The sequence below is a fragment of the Mesorhizobium sp. LMG 17147 genome, from assembly GCF_024297145.1.
In the GTDB taxonomy this organism is placed as follows: domain Bacteria; phylum Pseudomonadota; class Alphaproteobacteria; order Rhizobiales; family Rhizobiaceae; genus Mesorhizobium.
In genome coordinates this window covers 111,520-128,206 of sequence record NZ_JANCTC010000009.1, presented here as the reverse complement: position 1 = coordinate 128,206, position 16,687 = coordinate 111,520, and the positions used below count along the sequence as shown (strand labels likewise).

15 protein-coding genes and 1 pseudogene are annotated in these 16,687 nt (G+C 63.2%); 8 read left to right on the top strand and 8 right to left on the bottom strand.

Annotation, left to right across the window (positions count from 1 at the left end; all coding sequences use genetic code 11):
• Positions 1 to 44: 44 nt before the first annotated feature.
• From tam to NMG46_RS18370, 3 genes and pseudogenes are all read left to right on the top strand, one after another.
• Positions 45 to 809 (top strand): annotated as a pseudogene (gene tam / locus NMG46_RS18380) (trans-aconitate 2-methyltransferase); the annotation flags it as partial.
• Between the two features lie 129 nt (positions 810 to 938).
• Positions 939 to 2,060, top strand: coding sequence for a beta-ketoacyl-ACP synthase III (locus tag NMG46_RS18375; RefSeq protein WP_254819017.1), 1,122 nt, complete (start codon positions 939 to 941; stop codon positions 2,058 to 2,060).
• Positions 2,061 to 2,200: 140 nt separating this feature from the next.
• Positions 2,201 to 2,818, top strand: coding sequence for an MOSC domain-containing protein (locus NMG46_RS18370; RefSeq protein WP_254819016.1), 618 nt, complete (start codon positions 2,201 to 2,203; stop codon positions 2,816 to 2,818).
• A 233-nt stretch (positions 2,819 to 3,051) separates the two neighbouring features.
• On the opposite strand, the gene NMG46_RS18365 is transcribed toward NMG46_RS18370, so the two are convergent.
• Both NMG46_RS18365 and tsaA read right to left on the bottom strand, forming a co-directional pair.
• On the bottom strand, positions 3,052 to 3,363 hold the full coding sequence (locus NMG46_RS18365; protein ID WP_254819015.1) for a DUF2293 domain-containing protein: 312 nt from the start codon (positions 3,361 to 3,363) through the stop codon (positions 3,052 to 3,054).
• Entirely contained in the window at positions 3,360 to 3,884 is a 525-nt protein-coding gene (gene tsaA, locus NMG46_RS18360) for a tRNA (N6-threonylcarbamoyladenosine(37)-N6)-methyltransferase TrmO (protein WP_254819014.1), read from the bottom strand. Before tsaA ends, NMG46_RS18365 begins: the two co-directional genes overlap by 4 nt.
• A 139-nt stretch (positions 3,885 to 4,023) precedes the next feature.
• Here tsaA and NMG46_RS18355 point away from each other — a divergent pair, with 139 nt between their 5' ends.
• Together NMG46_RS18355 and metF are read left to right on the top strand one after the other, a co-directional pair.
• On the top strand, positions 4,024 to 5,046 hold the full coding sequence (locus tag NMG46_RS18355; protein ID WP_254819013.1) for a metalloregulator ArsR/SmtB family transcription factor: 1,023 nt from the start codon (positions 4,024 to 4,026) through the stop codon (positions 5,044 to 5,046).
• Positions 5,046 to 5,963: a methylenetetrahydrofolate reductase [NAD(P)H] gene (gene metF / locus NMG46_RS18350; RefSeq protein ID WP_254819012.1), complete on the top strand. Its 918-nt coding sequence runs from the start codon at positions 5,046 to 5,048 to the stop codon at positions 5,961 to 5,963. Before NMG46_RS18355 ends, metF begins: the two co-directional genes overlap by 1 nt.
• 460 nt (positions 5,964 to 6,423) lie before the next feature.
• Here the strand turns inward: metF and NMG46_RS18345 are convergent, their stop codons facing one another.
• On the bottom strand, positions 6,424 to 7,341 hold the full coding sequence (locus NMG46_RS18345; protein WP_254819011.1) for a DMT family transporter: 918 nt from the start codon (positions 7,339 to 7,341) through the stop codon (positions 6,424 to 6,426).
• A 224-nt stretch (positions 7,342 to 7,565) separates the two neighbouring features.
• Here NMG46_RS18345 and NMG46_RS18340 point away from each other — a divergent pair, with 224 nt between their 5' ends.
• Positions 7,566 to 8,786, top strand: a complete 1,221-nt coding sequence (locus NMG46_RS18340; RefSeq protein ID WP_254819010.1) for an alanine racemase — start codon at positions 7,566 to 7,568, stop codon at positions 8,784 to 8,786.
• Between the two features lie 88 nt (positions 8,787 to 8,874).
• On the opposite strand, the gene NMG46_RS18335 is transcribed toward NMG46_RS18340, so the two are convergent.
• The gene (locus NMG46_RS18335; protein ID WP_254819009.1) at positions 8,875 to 9,606 is read right to left on the bottom strand and encodes an SDR family oxidoreductase; all 732 of its coding nucleotides are present in this window, start codon (positions 9,604 to 9,606) and stop codon (positions 8,875 to 8,877) included.
• A 123-nt stretch (positions 9,607 to 9,729) separates the two neighbouring features.
• Between NMG46_RS18335 and NMG46_RS18330 the strand changes: the two genes are divergently transcribed.
• The gene (locus NMG46_RS18330) at positions 9,730 to 10,623 is read left to right on the top strand and encodes a LysR family transcriptional regulator (protein ID WP_254819008.1); all 894 of its coding nucleotides are present in this window, start codon (positions 9,730 to 9,732) and stop codon (positions 10,621 to 10,623) included.
• A gap of 82 nt (positions 10,624 to 10,705) precedes the next feature.
• Here NMG46_RS18330 and NMG46_RS18325 read toward each other — a convergent pair whose 3' ends face one another.
• Positions 10,706 to 11,878, bottom strand: a complete 1,173-nt coding sequence (locus tag NMG46_RS18325) for a peptidoglycan-binding protein (RefSeq protein WP_254819007.1) — start codon at positions 11,876 to 11,878, stop codon at positions 10,706 to 10,708.
• Positions 11,879 to 11,958: 80 nt separating this feature from the next.
• Positions 11,959 to 12,750 (bottom strand): glycoside hydrolase family 25 protein, encoded by a 792-nt coding sequence (locus NMG46_RS18320; protein ID WP_254819006.1) that lies wholly within the window; start codon positions 12,748 to 12,750, stop codon positions 11,959 to 11,961.
• 406 nt (positions 12,751 to 13,156) lie between these two features.
• Between NMG46_RS18320 and NMG46_RS18315 the strand changes: the two genes are divergently transcribed.
• Complete coding sequence (locus NMG46_RS18315) at positions 13,157 to 14,536, top strand: serine hydrolase (protein WP_254819005.1); 1,380 nt, start codon at positions 13,157 to 13,159, stop codon at positions 14,534 to 14,536.
• A 211-nt stretch (positions 14,537 to 14,747) separates the two neighbouring features.
• Here the strand turns inward: NMG46_RS18315 and NMG46_RS18310 are convergent, their stop codons facing one another.
• On the bottom strand, positions 14,748 to 15,413 hold the full coding sequence (locus tag NMG46_RS18310; protein WP_254819004.1) for a class I SAM-dependent methyltransferase: 666 nt from the start codon (positions 15,411 to 15,413) through the stop codon (positions 14,748 to 14,750).
• Positions 15,410 to 16,657: a DUF3419 family protein gene (locus tag NMG46_RS18305; protein ID WP_254819003.1), complete on the bottom strand. Its 1,248-nt coding sequence runs from the start codon at positions 16,655 to 16,657 to the stop codon at positions 15,410 to 15,412. The genes NMG46_RS18310 and NMG46_RS18305 overlap by 4 nt, the downstream gene beginning before the upstream one ends.
• Between the last annotated feature and the right edge of the window lie 30 nt (positions 16,658 to 16,687).

Genomic DNA, 16,687 nt, shown 5'->3' with positions numbered 1-16,687 from the left:
GAAAAGATTCACGGGGCGGAAAGTTAACTTTCAAAACAGGAAAAGACTGGTCCGCCGCCCTCTACCTGAAATTCGAGGATGAGCGCACGCGGCCGGCGCGCGATCTCGTTGCGCAGGTGCCGGTGCCAGAACCGCGCCGGGTGGTCGACATTGGCTGCGGACCGGGCAATTCGACCGAATTGCTGGTCGAGCGCTGGCCGCAGGCGCAAATCAGCGGCTTCGATACCTCGCCCGACATGATCGAGAAGGCCAAGGCGCGCCTGCCCGGCGTCAGCTTTGCGCTGGCGGATGCGGCGGCGTGGCAGCCGACCGAACCCGTCGACGTGATCTTCGCTAACGCGGTGTTCCAGTGGCTGCCGGAGCATCCGGCAGTCTTCCAGCGGCTGATGGGATTTTTGGCGCCCGGCGGCGCGCTTGCCGTGCAGATGCCGGACAACATGGCTGAGCCCTCGCACCGGCTGATGCGCGAGACCGCGGCCGAGATGCCGTTCACCGAAAAGCTCGAGCGCGCGGCTCGCGTGCCGCTGCCGCCGGTCTCGTTCTACTACGACCTTCTGTCGCCATTCTCGGACCGGCTCGATATCTGGCACACGATTTACAACCATCCGCTGGCTGATGCCGAGGCGATCGTCGAATGGGTGAAGTCGACGGGGCTGAAGCCGTTCCTCGATCCGCTCGACAAAGACGAGCGGCAGCTTTTCCTGAAGCGCTACACGGCCAGGATCAGCGAAGCCTATCCGAAAACGGCAAGCGGCAAGGTGTTGCTGCGCTTTCCCCGTCTCTTCATCGTGGCGCGGCGCGCTGCTTAGGAACTTTTAGACCCTTTCCAGGGACTTGATTTAAGCCGGCATAAACTGGCTAGGTGCAAAAGAGGTTGCGCCGAGCTTTTTGCGGCGCCGACATGAAGCCGCAACGCCTGCGCACGGGACGAACTGGAAATGCATCGCGTCATCATCAGCGGCATCGGCGTTGAAATCCCCGAGGCTTCGATCACCAATGAGGAACTCGTCGCCAGCTTCAACAGCTGGGTGGACATGGAGAACGTCCGCCGCGAGGTGTCCGGCGAGCCGCTGCTGCAGAAATCCGACAGTGCCTTCATCGTCCATGCCTCGGGCGTCCAGACCCGCCATGTCATCGAACGTGAGGGCATCCTCGACCCGACCCGCATGGCGCCGCGCTTCCCGGCGCGGCCCGACGATGCGCTGTCGCTGGAGGCCGAATTCGGCATCGCCTCGGCCAGCAAGGCGCTCGATCATGCCGGGCTGAAGCCAGGGGATATCGACCTGGTGATCTGCTCGGCCTCGCACCATCAGCGGCCCTATCCGGCGATCGCCATCGAGATGCAGCAGGCGCTGGGGACGAAGGGCGCCGGCTTCGACATGGGGCTTGGCTGCTCGTCGGCGGCGGCCGCGTTGCACATCGCCGTCAACCTGGTGCGGGCAGGGGCGCACAAACGCGTGCTGGTGTCGACGCCGGAGATCATCACCGGCCATCTCAATTTTCGCGACCGGCAGACGCATTTCATCTTTGGCGACGCTTCCGTGTCGATGGTCGTCGAAGGGCTCGCCCAGGGCGAGAAGCGGCCGGGCCGATTCGAGGTGCTGGATACGCGTACCTGGACGCAGATGTCGAACAGCATCCGCACCAATCTCGGTTATTATACCCGCGCCACCCAGGACGATCCGTACATGATCGATCTGGAAGGCAATCTGATCAAGCAAATCGGCAACAAGGTGTTCAAGGAAGTCACCGTTGCCGGCCACAAATTCATCGTCGAGTTCCTGGCCGAGCACGGGCTGACGCCGCAAGCGATCCGGCGCTTCTGGCTGCATCAGGCCAATGCGCGGATGAACGCCATGATTCTGAAACTGTCGTTCGGCCATGACGTCGACCATGACCGCGCGCCGATGGTGCTGGAGCGCCTCGGCAACACCGCCGCCGCCGGCGCCATCATCGCCCTGTCGGAGAACCATGCCGACATGAAGGCCGGCGACTACGGCCTGCTCTGCGCGTTCGGCGCCGGCTACTCGATCGGCGGCGCGCTGTTGCGCATGCTCTGACTGTTTCGGCGCGGACGGCACCGGCATCGGAGCGCGCCTGGCAAATCGCATCAGTCCGCTTGATCTGAGCATCAGCGCTTTCGACTGGACCTGATGAGCTGACCGCGGCTAATTGCGCGTATCACGCGAGGCACGAACCCATGCTGGATCTTTTTCCCGAAGCCGAAACTCCGGTCGAGATCGTGCCCGCGCGAAAACTCGCCGCCAGGGTGGCAGCGCGTTACCTCGCACCGTTCGATCATTTCGAGACACGGGCAGTGGATACGTTGCAGCTCGGCTTCGATGGCATCGATGGCGATTTCCACGTCGGCACGACGCGGCGCTCCGGCGGGCGCGAGCCCTGGTATCCGCGCGGCACCGAGATGCGCAACGAGCGGCAATTGTCGATCGTGGCAGCGGACGAACTGGCAATCGTCGCTGAACGGATGGGCATCGCCGAGATCAAGCCGGAATGGATCGGCGCCAATCTCGTGATCGAAGGCCTGCCGCACCTCTCGATGCTGCCATCCGGCACGCTGCTGTTCTTCAAAGGCGGCGCAACCGTCAAGGTCGACGCGCAGAACGGGCCTTGCCGGATCGCGGGCCGGTCGGTCGCCGAGCATGCCGGGATGGCCGACGTCGAGGCCGGCGCGCTGCTGTTCCCGAAAGCGGCGAAGCGGTTGCGCGGGCTCGTCGCCTGGGTCGAGAAGCCCGGCACGATCACTGCCGGCGAGGAGATTTCGGTGCGCGTGCCGGAGCAGTGGATTTACCGGGCCTGATTGTTTGCCAGGCAAGGCGGCAAAGCCAGTCAAAGCCGCGCGCGGGGTATTTTGTTCTTGCTTTGTGCCGGCAGCTATGCTACTAATTTCGGTATGGTGCTAATTGGCTCCAACGATCCGCCCTCCGAGGCGGTTTTTTTGTTTCTGGCTTTGAAAGTTCCGATGTTGCCGGCCTGACGTCGGAAGGACAGAGGGGGGCGCCGTAGAACTCGACGCGTGTGTCTGCCATCGCTCTATTCCTCGTCCTCATCATCGAGCAGACGGGTGGCACGCCAGCGGGTTAGCACGATGTTGGTTTGCTCGATGACGAAGAAGCGCGCGGAATCGCGGTCATATCCTTCGGCCAGCAGCTTTTCGTAGTCGGTATGGGCATGGCGAATATGCGCTATCGTCGCCAGCCACACCGCAATGCTCGGTGGCAAGGTCTTCATGTGCACGGCGCCGGCATCGGCACGGATCTTTTCCATGTCGGCATAGGGCGCCAGCGGCAGGAGCGCTGTCAGCGCCTTGGCGATGGCGCGGCGGCGGCCGGTCGGGGCGCTCACTGCCCGTCCGACCTGGACAACTCGTCCCGCCCGGCCATGGTCGCTTCGGCGAAGGCATCGGTCGAGGCGAAGTAGGGCTTGATGTCGATGACCGGCGTGCCGTCGAGCACGTCGATGGCATCGACATCGATGCGGCCGGTATCGATATCGACGGCAACCAGCCCGGCGACATGCAGCCCAATTGGGTTCGGCCGGGCAGGGGAGCGCAGCGAAAAGACGCCTTTCGGCTCTGTGGCATGGCGAGGTTTCTGGACAATCAGTTGCCGCGGCGCATGGTGCAGCCAGGACAGGACGATCACGTGGCTGGCGCGTTCCAGCCCAAGCAGGCCCTCACGATAAAGCGGGTCGATGACCAAGTGCGCCGGCTGTCCCGTCTCCCGCGCGGCCTTCATGTTTTTGGGGCAAGTCTCCCGCGTGATCCAAGGCGAAGCGATGCGGCCGATGAAGACGACATGGCCATCCGGCGGCATCGTTGCCGGGTCGGTTTCCAGGAGCTTTTCGCCGCTGCGCGTTTCGAACATGGGCCTCGCCTCGATGCATCCGGCTTTGCGCGATCCGCTGCGCATGCGTCATTTTCTTGTCCGGAAGCGACATAGCGCTTGCAAGCCTATCAAAACCGACATAAACATATGTTTATATCTTTTCAAAGAGAATGCTCGCATGCATGTCGCTCTCGACACGATGGTAGATACATTGAAGGCGGCTGCTGAATCCAGTCGGCTGCGTATATTGGCGCTGCTGTCGCGCGGCGATCTGACCGTTTCAGATCTCACCGAAATCCTCGGCCAGTCGCAGCCGCGCGTCTCGCGGCATTTGAAATTGCTGCTGGAGGCAGGGCTGATCGGCCGCTACCAGGAGGGCTCGTGGGCTTTCTTCCGGCTTTCGGATTCCGACACGTCGCGCGATTTTGTGCTCAGGCTGGTCTCCGGCATCCGCGGCGCCGATCCGCAGGTCGAGCGTGATCTCGAACGGCTGGCCGCGGTCAAGCGCAAGCGGCAGGACCGGGCTGCCGAATATTTCTCGGTCAACGCCGCGAGCTGGGACCATATCCGCTCGCTGCATGTGCCGGACCGCGCCGTCGAAGCAGCCCTCATCAAGCTCGTCGGCAAGCGGCCGTTCCAGTCGATGCTCGATCTCGGCACCGGCACCGGACGGCTGCTCGAGATCTTTTCGCCGCTCTATCGGCGCGGTATCGGCATCGACATGTCGCGCGAAATGCTGACGGTGGCGCGCGCCAATCTCGACAAGGCCGGCATTTCGAATGCGCAGGTGCGGCAGGGCGACATTTTCGCGCCGCCGGTCGAACGCGACGCCTTCGATCTCGTTACCATCCATCAGGTGCTGCACTATCTCGACGATCCTGCCCGCGCCATCCGAGAGGCGGCGCGTCTGTTGCGCCCGGCTGGCAGGCTGGTGATCGTCGATTTCGCGCCGCACACGCTGGAGTTCTTGCGCGAGGAGCACGCGCATATGCGCCTCGGCTTTTCCGACCGGCAAATCGCCGACTGGTTTTCCGAGGCCGGCCTCGAGCTCGAGGACAGCCAGGAATTCGAACCGCGCGGTGGCAACGAGGCCAAGCTCACCGTCAAACTCTGGCTCGGCCGCGATCGGCGCATGCTGATTGCCGAGCCTTCCAACGACAGACAACCGGCCAATGCGTATCCGATAGGGGAAACCGCCTGATGAACCAGTTCCGCTTCTCCCGCCGTCCCGACATCGGCGACAAGGTCAGGGTGTCGTTCGAGTTCTTTCCGCCGAAAAACGACGAGATGGAAGCAAGGCTGTGGGACACAGTCACCCGGCTGGAGCCGCTCAAGCCGAAATTCGTCTCGGTCACCTATGGCGCCGGTGGTTCGACCCGCGAGCGCACGGCCCGCACCGTCAAGCGCATCCTCAACGAAACGTCGCTGACGCCGGCGGCGCACATGACCTGCGTCGACGCGGCGCGCCACGAGGTCGATGCGGTGATCCGGGAGTTCGCCGATATGGGCGTCAAGCGTTTCGTCGCCCTGCGCGGCGATCCGGCCGAGGGCGTCGGCGCGGCTTACCGGCCGCATCCGGAAGGCTATGCCAATGGCGCTGAACTGGTGGATGCGCTGAAGGGCGCCGGCGATTTCGACATATCGGTCTCGGCCTATCCGGAAAAACATCCGGAGAGTCCGGATTTCGCCACCGATTTCGACATGCTGAAGCGCAAGGCCGACAATGGGGCGACGCGGGCGATCACCCAGTTCTTCTTCGACAACGATCTCTATGAGCGCTATGTCGAGCGGGCACGGCGGGCCGGCATCTACATACCGATCGTGCCGGGCATATTGCCGGTGCACAATTTCACCCAGGTCGCCAACTTCTCGGCGCGGTGCGGCGCCTTGGTGCCGGCATGGCTGGCCGAGCGTTTCGATGGGCTGCAGAACGATCCGCAAACGCATGCGCTGGTGGCATCTGCCGTGGCCGCCGAGCAGGTGCTGGACCTTGTCGAGCGCGGCGTCGGCGATTTCCACTTCTACACGATGAACCGGGCCGATCTGGTCTTCGCCATCTGCCACATGATCGGCATCAGGTCGCACGAAGTCGAGGCTGCGGGATCCGCCGCGGCGTAAGGCGGCAAGCTCCTTTTTGAAATGTCAAAGATCGGGGGAATGCAAAGGCCGGGCAAAATGCCCGGCCTTTTCAATGGTTTGTAATATTCGGTGCTGGTCTTCCCCCGCTCAGCGGCCTTATGGAAGGACGCCCATAATGAGGGCGCCGATGAATGCAAACGCAGCACAAATCATCAATGCGTTGATCGGCCTCGTCAGTCCCATGTCATAGCCTCCTCTTAAGAGCTATGGCGAGAGTCTAGGGTCATTTGTGCCACAGGCAAGCAGAAACTTTGCTGCAATGCGACGAGATTGTGGAATTTGCGACCTGCCGTTTGCCGTTAGGCATTGAAACTCTTGGTCAAAAGCCGGCGTTGGACCTGTGAATAATTTGTGGCGAAGCCGGGGCAGCAACGAGAATGGCAGCGCTACCGCGGCGGAAATCGGAATCGATTTCGAGCCGAGAGTTGGGGAACATGCTCTAACGCCGCCCGAACAAGCGACCGTCGATGGTGACGAGGCCGAGCGCAATCAGCGCCATGCCACCCAATTCGAACAGTTCGAGCCGCTCGCCCAGGAACAGCAAGCCGAGCAGGATGGCACTGGCCGGCACGATGAGCGTGACCAGCGAGGCGTTAATGGCGCCGGCCGAGGCGACGAGGTTGAAATAGAGGATGTAGGCGAAGGCGGTCGACAGCAGCGCCAGCGCCAGCACCGCCGCCCATACCGGCGGCGAAGCCGAAAACAGAGTGGCAGCGTCATAGGTGAACAGAACGACCGGGATCATGATGATGGTCGAGCAGGTCAATTGTCCGGCGGCAATGACCGGTGACGGCACACCCTTGAAGCGGCGGGCGATCATCAGCGCAACCGCATAGGAGACCGAGGCACCGATGAGCGCGAATTTCGCCCAGACCGGCCCGCCGAGCCCGGCGACAAGGCCAGGACCGATCATCACCGCCGTCCCCGCGATACCGAGGGCGATGCCGGCAAGCTTGTTCCACGACAGTTTTTCGTCGCTGGTCAGGGCGTTGGCGAGGATCAGCGTCCAGAACGGCGTGGTCGAATTAAGCACCGAGGCGACGCCGGCGCCGAGCTCGGTCTGGCCGGCAAAGATCAGCGAGAAAGGGATGACATTGTTGGCGAGCGCCAGCAGGAAGAACAGGCCGGTATGCGGCAAGGCGAGGCGAAACGACGGGCCGCGGACCGCAAGGTAGAGCTGCAACGCGGTCGCCGCGATGGCGACGCGAAACAGCACCAGCACCAGCGGAGGGAGTTCCGACACCGCAATGCGGGCAAAGAAGAACGAGCCGCCCCAGATGGCGCCGAGCAGCAGAAGCTGCGCCCAGTCCTTGAGCACCATCGGCCCGCGCATCGTGGTGGTGGCAGCTATCGCCATTGGTCGTCCTCCCAGACGAGAGCCTTGCTCTCTTCAGGCATCTGTTCACGCTCTACCGGTCCGGCGGCAAGGGCCACCCGAAACCTGAGTGATGGCCTAGCTCGCTGATAACGGGCGCACAGAACGGCGTAGCGCCGCGAAGCCGGGGCGGCGAGACATAGAATTGTTTTCATTAGCCGCTAGCTTGGATTAATTGTGCGCAGCCTCAGTCAAGGGATTCGTCCATGCAGCGATTCGAAAATGCCCGCGAGGCAGCGCTGGCGCTTCGCCCGGACGATCCCATCTATTGCTTCCGCCCGCAGGTGCTGAAGGCGGACGCCAAACAGTTCATGGGCATGTTTCCCGGCAAGACCGCCTATGCGGTCAAGACCAATGGCGAGCAGATCGTGCTCAACGCGCTGGTCGAGGCCGGCGTCAGCGCCTTCGATGTGGCCTCGCCCGGCGAATTCGCCGCCGTGCGCGCCGTCTCGCCGGACGCCGAGATGCTCTACATGCACCCGGTGAAGGCGCAGTCGGACATCAGGCTGGCGCTGGAAAAATACGCCATTCGCGTCATTTCGCTCGACCATGAGGACGAGATCACCAAGCTGACCAGGGTGGTGCGGGCTCTCGACATCGATCCGGGCGCCATCACCGTGTTCGTGCGCATCCAGACGAAAGGCTCGGCGGCCTACGAACTGTCGAAGAAGTTCGGCGCCGGACCGGCCAACGCGGTCGAACTGGCCGAACGGCTGAACCGAACCGGCTACAAGGTCGGGCTGTGCTTTCACGTCGGCAGCCAGATCGAGGATCCCGACACCTACGAGCGGGCGCTGGCCTCCGCCGACTGGGTGCGCAACCGCGTCGGCTTCGACATTGCCGGGCTCGATGTCGGCGGCGGCTTTCCCGCCGAATACGGTCATGATCCGAACAGCCGCAAGCCGGAAATGCCGTCGCTCGGCCAGATCATGTCGCGGCTGTCGGGCGACCTCCAGGAGTACCAATTCGACCAGATGCAGCTGGTGGCCGAGCCCGGCCGGGTGATCGTGGCGCGCTGCCTGTCGCTGATCGTGCGCGTGCTGCTGCGCAAGGGCAAAAGGCTCTACATCAATGACGGCATCTGGGCGTCGCTGTCGGATTCATGGACCGGCAAGATCACGCTGCCGGCACGCTTCATCCCCGATCCGGCGATCCGCTCGCGCAATGGCGAGGACAAGACCATCGTGCCGTTCAAGGTCTGTGGCGCGACCTGCGATTCCGTCGATATACTGTCGCGGCCGTTCTGGCTGCCCGAAACCGTCGATACCGGTGACTGGATCGAGATCGGCCATATCGGCGCCTATTCGCTGTCGCTCCGGACACGGTTCAACGGCTTCTATCCCGATACTTTCGTCGAGGTGGCGACGCCATTCGACGAAGGCGATGCACCGCAGGGGTTTGCCAGCCTGGAGACGATGGCGGATTAGTTGGTGGCGGATAGTGAATGGAAGCGGTTCTTGCGTTCCGTCCGCTTCGGTGAATCGTCACCACCATTCACCATTCACCTCCCCGTAGTCAGGCTACTCCGCCGCCGGCCTGGATGTTCTCGCCGGTCAGCCAGCGAGCTTCGTCCGAAGCCAGGAAAACCGCGACATCGGCGACGTCGCGCGGTGCTCCGATCCGGCCGAAGGGCGACATGCCTGCGGCCACGGCCCGGTCCCGCTCCGGAAGCAGGTCGGTGTCGGTGAAGCCTGGCGACAGCGCATTCACGGTAACGGCGCGCGGGCCGAGTTCGCGCGAGAGGATGCGGACGAACTGCTCGACGGCTCCCTTGCTGCCGAGATAGAGCGCCGTCTGCGTGAAGAACATCTTGGTTCCACCAGTGGAGACGGCAATGATGCGGCCACCGTCGCGAACGCGGCGCGCGGCCTCCTGAAGCGTGAAGAAGGTACCCTTGGCATTGGTGCCGAACACATGATCGAAGTCCGCTTCGGTAGCCTCGACGAGCGGCTTTATGACGGCGACGCCGACATTGGCGACGACGATGTCAATCGGCCCCATCTGCCTTTCGGTTTCGTCGAACAGCCTGCGAATGTCGGGAATGCTGGAGACGTCCGCCTGGATGGCGATGGCTTTTCCGCCATTCCCTTCAATGGCGGCAACGACTTCCCTGGCGGCTTTCTTGTTGCCGACATAGTTGACGACCACGGCAGCACCCTTGGTTGCGAGCCCCTCCGCGATGGCGCGTCCGATGCCGCGCGAACTGCCGGTCACAAGTGCGGTTTTGCCTTCGAGTGGACGATGCATGGCTGTTCCTTCCGTCTGGATACGGCCGCCCCGATCGAGCGGCGTTCCAGCGATAGCTAGGGGTATGCTATTGGTTAGAGAATAGCCTATTATCTAACTGACTTGTTAAGCTTGGGGTATATAATGCGCGGAACCGAGTTTTCCGAACTCACGGCATTTGCAACAATCATCGAAGAGGGCAGCTTTGTCCGCGCCGCGGCCAAGCTCAGGATTTCGCCTCCAGCACTCAGCCAGACGATACGCGGGCTGGAAGAGCGTCTCGGTGTCCGCCTGCTCAACCGCACCACGCGCAGCATGTCGCCGACCGCTGAGGGCGAAAAGCTGTTTGCCCGCATCGCGCCGGCGTTCAGCGAACTGGAAGGGGCCGTCGCCGACGCGCATGCATCACGCGGCCGGCCGGCAGGCTCGCTGCGCATCAATGTTCCGCGCATTGCCGCCACGCGTTTCATCGCGCCGATCCTCGGCGACTTCCGCCGCGCCTATCCCGATATCGCCCTCACCATCATCGTCGACGACATGCTCACCGACATCGTCGAAGGCCGCTTCGATGCCGGAATCAGATTGGGTGAGCGGCTGCACAAGGACATGGTGGCGGTGAAGCTCAGCGACGAACTCGAGATGGCCGCAGTGGCGGCGCCGAGTTATCTGGAGCATCGCCCGATACCCCGCCATCCCGCGGACCTGCATCAGCACCAGTGCATCAATTTCCAGTGGCCGAGCGGCGGCAATCTCTACCGCTGGGAGTTCGCCCAGGGCCAACGTGCCCTGGAAGTGGCCGTCAGCGGCGGCCTGACGGTAAACGATACGGACCTGATGATGGGGGCGGTTCTGGATGGGGTCGGGGTGGCGTACATGCTGAAATATCAGGTCCGGCCGTGGATCGAAGCGGGAAAGCTTATCCGCTTTCTCGAAGCCTGGTCGCCGAGATTTCCGGGCTTTTATCTATATCACGCGAGTTCCCGGCAGGTTCCCGCGCCGCTGCGAGCCTTTATCGATTTCCTGCTGGCGAGGCGGTGAATAGTGAATAGTGAATAGTGAATAGTAGCATCTCTGGTGCTCAAGTGCGGCTCCGGTGCTATTCTTTTACCATTCACCACCCTCACAGTCTCGCCAGCAGCTCCGGCGTCGGCCAGCCGTCGACCGGCAAGCCCAGCCGCATCTGCTCCTTGCGGATCGCTTCGCGGGTGTTGGTGCCGAGGATGCCGTCGACGGTGCCGACGTCATAGCCTCTCGCCTCGAGCTTGGTCTGTAGCGCCTTCATCTGCTCGCCGTCGAGGCCGGGGTCGGGGTTGCGCGGATCGAATCGCGGAGCGCCCCCCAGCCGGGCGGCAAGATTTGCCGCGGTCAGGGCATAGGTGAAGGACTGGTTCCACTCGAGATAGACGTCGAAATTGTCGTAGGTCAGGAAGGCTGGCCCCTTGCGACCCATGGGCAGCGCCAGGCCGGCCTTCAGGCCGTTGTCGAGAAGCGGCGTGCCGTCTGGCCTGGTAACGCCCCACTGGCTCCATTGCGTCAACGGCAGCTTGTTGGTGCGCCCCGTCTGCTCCCACGGCAAGTTGTCGGGCACACGGACTTCCTCGATCCAGGGCTGGTCGCGCTTCCAGCCGCGCGACTGGATCTTGCTGGCCGTGCTCATGATCACGTCCGGCGCGCTGCCGCGCAGGTCGACCAGGCCATCGCCGTCGCCGTCGACGCCGTGGCCGAGATAGTCGGAAGGCAACATCTGCGTCTGGCCGATCTCGCCGGCCCAGGCACCGGTCACGTCGGCCGGCACCACGCCGCGATCGATCAAGATCAGCAGCGGCACGATCTGCGGCCGGAACAACTGCGGGCGGCGGCAGTCATACGAGAGACTCACCAGCGCGTTCAGTGTGTGAAAATCGCCTTGCACGGCGCCAAAATCGGTTTCCAGGGCCCAGAAAGCGGCAATGACCGGCGCCTGGACGCCGTATTCGCGATCCGCGCGGGCAAAGACCTCGGCATATTTTTGCAGATTGGCCGCACCTTGCTTCAGCCGATGGGACGAGATCATGCGGTTCGAGAATTCGATGAAGGTCTGGGTGAAGACGCCCTGGGCGCGGTCGCGTGCCAAGGCCTTCTCATCGAGGGTGGCGTTTTCCAGCGCGTCAAGGCCGGCAGCGCCGACGCCGGCCGCCCTGGCCTCCGCCGCCACGCCCTGCTTCCATGCCTCGAAATCGCCGCCGCATTGCTGTGCCGCCGCCGGCACGGCGCTCAGGAGCAGCGCCGCGAGAAGTCCAAAGCGCAATCGCATCGCCATCCTTCCGAAAAGATTACCAGCGGTTGCAGGCATTTGTCATTGGCTGTGTCGAAAAGCAGGCGGCAGGCCCGGTGTCAACGGGTGTTCTGCCGCAACCACTTCTTCCACGCGGCTTCGGAGCCGTTGAAGACGTTGATGTCGGCGTTTCCGGCCATGCCCGGCACGACGCCCGTTCCGGTATACTGCCAGAAGGTGAAGGGATGGCTGCCGTATTTCTGGCGCGGATGCCCGGCGACGGAGCGCAGCCAATAGGGGTAGCCGCGGAAACCCGACAAACCATTATCTTCGAAGAAGTCGAGCGACGTGTAGATGATCGGCTTCTTGCCGTAGTGTTTTTCGACGATTTCGAGGAACGTGCTCATCTCGCTGCGTACCGTGGCGGGATCGGGCCGCAGCTTGCAGGTCGGCGATTTCGGGTTCCATTCCATGTCGAGGACCGGCGGCATCGCCGAGCTGTCTTTGGGCACGTTCTGGATGAACCAGCGCGCCTGGGTCGCGGCCGGCGTGCAAAAGTAGAAGAAGTGATAGGCGGCGCGGGGGATGCCCGAGGCCTTGGTGCGGCTCCAATGCTCGTTGAAAGCTTCATCGAACCGGTCTCCGCCCTCGGTTGCCTTGATGAAGGCGAAGGAGATGCCGCTGGCCCTGGCCGCCGGCCAGTCGATCGAGGTCTGGTATTTGGAGACGTCGGTGCCGTGGACGGCATAGCTCCACGGTGCGCCGCTATCCCATTCATGCGGGTCGGAATCGGCAAAACGGGGCGCGCGTACCACAACCGTCGCGGCACTGGACGACGATGGCGTCAGATCCTCGACCGTCGAGCAGGCACCAAGCAGCATCAGCGTGATGAGGACCGCGAAACGGCGCATCGCTACTTCCCGAGCCGGTTTCAGCCGGCCGCTGATGGGTCTTTCCGCGGGTGGCCCCTCGACCGGGCGCAGCGTGTCTGAAACCGACTTACGCGACGCGCCTGGATCTTCGTTTCATGCATTTCCCAAACCGTTGCGCAGTTTTGGGACGCATGCATTCAAGCCCCGCCGGACGGTCACCCCACAGGATCGCCCGGTCTGTCCAAGCGCGTCGCTTCGACGCGCTTGGCTCTTTTGTCTGTGCATGTCGTCGTCCCAAAACCGCTGCGCGCTTTTGGGCGACATGCACCTGTGATCGCCGATCATGGTTGATATTCGGTTGACGGCGCTCGACAAGAGCCGCGATTTTGCCGAAACAATGGCGGCAAATCGATGACATAGATCGAGCGCGCCGGGGGAACTCAAAATGCAGATCCTTTTGAAGTTCGTCAAATGGCTGCTCGGCCTGGCTGTGCTGGCCGCCGCGATACTCGCCGGCTGGCTGTATTTCGCGCCGCCGGAACTGATCCGCGTCGGTTCCGGCTATGCGGCCAAGATCGTCTGCTCGAACGTCTTCATCGCCGGGCGCGACGCCAACGACGTGCTCGCCGTCGATGTGCAGGCGCCGGGTCATCCGCTGCTGAAGCTGATGAGAGTGTCGGTGGACAAGGAGAAGGGAACGGTTTCGGCGGGCCTGTTCGGCGCGCTCGGCAAAAGTGTCGCGGTCGCTCGCGAGGGGCTCGGCTGCGCCTCGGTTCCCGACGGGGATATTGCCGCCGCCAAGGTTATCGCCGGCGCTCCACCGACGCCGGCGCCGCTGCCCGATGCGATGTGGCCGGAAGGCGACGATGTCGGTGCCTCGCAGGATCCCGAGGTCGTGAAGGTCCTCGACGATCCAGCAATGACCGGCGCCGGGATGCGGGCGGTGGTGGTGGTCAAGAGCGGCCGCATCGTCGCTGAGCGCTATGGCGACGGCTTTTCCGAAAAGACGCCACTATTGGGCTGGTCGATGACCAAGACGGTGAATGCGGCGATCGTCGGCACGCTGGTGAAGGGCGGCAAGCTGGCGATGACCAACCAGGGCCTGTTCGGTCCCTGGAAGGGAGATGGCCGCGCCATGATCAGCCTCGCCGACATGATGGCGATGTCGAGCGGGCTGGAATTCAACGAGGATTATGGCGACGTCGCCGATGTGACGCGTATGCTCTATCTCGAACCGGACATGGCGGGCTTTGCCGGATCCAAGCCGCTGACCGGCGAGGTCGGCAAGGTGTTTTCCTATTCGAGCGGCACGGCGGTGATGCTGTCCCGATTGTGGCAGGACGCGATCGGCGACAAGGACAAGGCGCTGGCCTGGCCGAGGGCCGCGCTGTTCGATCCGCTCGGCATGCACAGCGCGGTGCTTGAAGCCGACGAGCACGGCACCTTCGTCGGCTCGTCCTATCTCTATGCCACGGCACGCGATTGGGCGCGCTTCGGCCAGTTCCTGCTGCAGGGCGGCGTCTGGAACGGCAAAGAGATACTGCCCGCCGGCTTCGTCGACTGGATGCGGGAACCGGCAACTGCCTCGAAGGTCTACGGCAAGGGGCAATTATGGATCGAAGGACCGGGCGACGAAGAAAACCCCGGCGCCGGCATTGCCGCCGGCCTGCCCAAGGACACCTATTGGATGGAGGGGCATGACGGGCAAACGGTCGCCATCGTCCCCTCGGAGCAGCTGGTTGTGGTGCGGCTCGGCCTGACGCCGGCCAGGCTCGGCTACCGGCCGCAGGCGATGGTGGCGGCGCTGGTCAAGGCGCTGCATTAGGCTGTATCGATACTAAGGTGATGCCGGCCTGCAAACGGTGGTTTCCTGCGCTTCCGGCCTTCGCCGGGCCAAAGCACTCATGGAGCGGTCGGGGCAGTTAAGGCTACGGCTGGCGTAGGCCGGTGCTCACGTACCCAAAAGGACGCTCCGCTCCGGTCCTCGGAAGCCCCCGTCTTCGACTCGGCCTGACCTGAATCTCACCACATCCTGGTTATCGACCTGGGCCGATCACGGCGAGCCACGCATAGCCGCGACAAAGTGTTTGGAAACGGAAGCTTGCGCCGGTTCTTGCAGATTCCGAATCCAGAACCGCGCGCAACGATTCACGCGGCTCGACGTGGAATTTTTTCAGCCAGCCACGCAACAGCGTGCGGAACCAGCTGGGCAAGGCTTCCTGCTGGCCAAAATCGACGACGTGCAGCGAGCCGCCCGGTGATAGGGCAGCAAGTGCCGCAGACACCGTCTTCTCCCAGCCGGGGATCATCGACAGCGAATACGAGACAAAGACGAGGTCGAAACTTTTGACGCCGAACAGCGCCTTTGCGTCGAAATCAGTGGCGTCGCCGCGCGCCAGGGTGACGCGGCCGGAGAGGCCTTCGCGCGCGAGGGCGGCGGTGGCCGTCTCCAGCATCTCGGCCGAAATATCGAGGCCGAAGAAGCGCGCGCCGGGATAGCGGCGGGCAGCCAGGATAATGTTGCGGCCGGTGCCGCAGCCAAGCTCGAGCACCGTGCTGCCGGCCGGCACATCCAGTCCGGCGATAAGCCGGTCGCGGCCGAGCAGATAATATTTGCGGGTCAGGTCGTAGATATGACGCTGCCAGCGGTAGACACCGTCCATCAGTTCGGCATGGCTGGCCGGCAATTCGGTCGTGCTCATGCGGACCGCTTCACATAGAGATGGAAGCCGCCATAGATGGCCGAGCGATCGCAGGCCGAAAACTCGCGCGAGGCGTCGTTCTCGTAGCGCCACTGGTCGAGCAGCGAATTCGAGACGCGGCCGGGCAGCAGGCTGGGTTCCGCTGCGGTGCGGAAGATGACGCGGGCGCCTGTGGAGGCGGTTCGGGTGATCTCGGCCCACAACCCGTTGAGCTGGCCGTCGGTCATCCAGTCCTGTGCATCGAGCAGCACGAAGCGGTCGACCGAGCCGGCATCCTTGCCCGCAAGGAACTCGATCAGATTGGCGTGGTGGACGGCAACGCGATCGACATTGTTGCGGATCGTCTTGTAGTTGCGTTCTTCGAGGTAGGCGGGCAGGGCGGCCTCGCCCGGATTAGGGTAGCGGCGGGCGAAAGCCTGCCAGGCGAAATAATTGGTCTTCAGCGGAAAATCGCAGGCGAGCTTTTCCAGTCGTGCCTTCAGCACGCTGGCCATGGTGCCGTCACCCGAGGTGATCAGCGAATCGTACTGAGCCGGCGGAATGCCGAGGCCGAACAGCGAGGCTTTTCGCGAGGTCGCCCATTTCAGCAGTGGTTTTTCGAAGACCGGCGCCAGCTCTTCGTCGAAGAAGCGGCGTTGATCCGCGATGCTCTTGGCGTCCATGATGCCGGCCGGGTCGACGCCGAAGAATTTTGCGGTGCGGTGGCCCATGGCGATGAACAGGCCAAGCAGGCCGGTCTGGTAGAAATTGCGGTCGAAGACAGCGATGCGGCGACGACCGCGCCAGTTGCGGCGCTCCCAATAATGGCGGCTGACGGGGTCGAGATGCGGTGCGATGAAGCGATCATAGGCCTGCGAATTGTGCCCGGTCCCAGCCGCACCGAAGAAACGGAACAGGTCGCCCTGCGACGGCAGGTGACGCACCGCTGCGAGCTTCATGCGGTTCAGCGCAATATGCGCGGCGTTGAGGTCGACGGCATCGATCCTTTCTGGCGACCGGGTGAGATAGGCGAGGATGTTACAGCCGCCGGAGGCAATGGTGACGACGCGGTGGCCCTTGCCGAGTTGCATCGCGTCCATGTCGATTTCGGGGTCTTCCCAGATCTGCGGGTAGACAAGGCCGGAGAACAGGAAGGCGAACAAGCGCTCGGAGATGCCGGCTTTCGACAGCGGGCGGTTCTGGTAGACGGCCTTGCCGACTTCCTTGCCGCGGCGAAAAACCAGTTCCCCAGAAATGTCCGTCATGGCAAGGCGATTCCCCGTTTGCTTTGCCGC

What these genes read in the sequence shown, in the direction of transcription:
- NMG46_RS18340 (WP_254819010.1), top strand. Translation starts at nt 7,566, where the DNA reads ATGCAGCGATTCGAAAATGCCCGCGAGGCAGCGCTGGCGCTTCGCCCG.
- NMG46_RS18315 (WP_254819005.1), top strand. Translation starts at nt 13,157, where the DNA reads ATGCAGATCCTTTTGAAGTTCGTCAAATGGCTGCTCGGCCTGGCTGTG.
- NMG46_RS18305 (WP_254819003.1), bottom strand. Translation starts at nt 16,657, where the DNA reads ATGACGGACATTTCTGGGGAACTGGTTTTTCGCCGCGGCAAGGAAGTC.
- NMG46_RS18335 (WP_254819009.1), bottom strand. Translation starts at nt 9,606, where the DNA reads ATGCATCGTCCACTCGAAGGCAAAACCGCACTTGTGACCGGCAGTTCG.
- NMG46_RS18370 (WP_254819016.1), top strand. Translation starts at nt 2,201, where the DNA reads ATGCTGGATCTTTTTCCCGAAGCCGAAACTCCGGTCGAGATCGTGCCC.
- NMG46_RS18330 (WP_254819008.1), top strand. Translation starts at nt 9,730, where the DNA reads ATGCGCGGAACCGAGTTTTCCGAACTCACGGCATTTGCAACAATCATC.
- NMG46_RS18310 (WP_254819004.1), bottom strand. Translation starts at nt 15,413, where the DNA reads ATGAGCACGACCGAATTGCCGGCCAGCCATGCCGAACTGATGGACGGT.
- metF (WP_254819012.1), top strand. Translation starts at nt 5,046, where the DNA reads ATGAACCAGTTCCGCTTCTCCCGCCGTCCCGACATCGGCGACAAGGTC.
- tsaA (WP_254819014.1), bottom strand. Translation starts at nt 3,884, where the DNA reads ATGTTCGAAACGCGCAGCGGCGAAAAGCTCCTGGAAACCGACCCGGCA.
- NMG46_RS18355 (WP_254819013.1), top strand. Translation starts at nt 4,024, where the DNA reads ATGCATGTCGCTCTCGACACGATGGTAGATACATTGAAGGCGGCTGCT.
- NMG46_RS18320 (WP_254819006.1), bottom strand. Translation starts at nt 12,750, where the DNA reads ATGCGCCGTTTCGCGGTCCTCATCACGCTGATGCTGCTTGGTGCCTGC.
- NMG46_RS18325 (WP_254819007.1), bottom strand. Translation starts at nt 11,878, where the DNA reads ATGCGATTGCGCTTTGGACTTCTCGCGGCGCTGCTCCTGAGCGCCGTG.
- NMG46_RS18345 (WP_254819011.1), bottom strand. Translation starts at nt 7,341, where the DNA reads ATGGCGATAGCTGCCACCACCACGATGCGCGGGCCGATGGTGCTCAAG.
- NMG46_RS18375 (WP_254819017.1), top strand. Translation starts at nt 939, where the DNA reads ATGCATCGCGTCATCATCAGCGGCATCGGCGTTGAAATCCCCGAGGCT.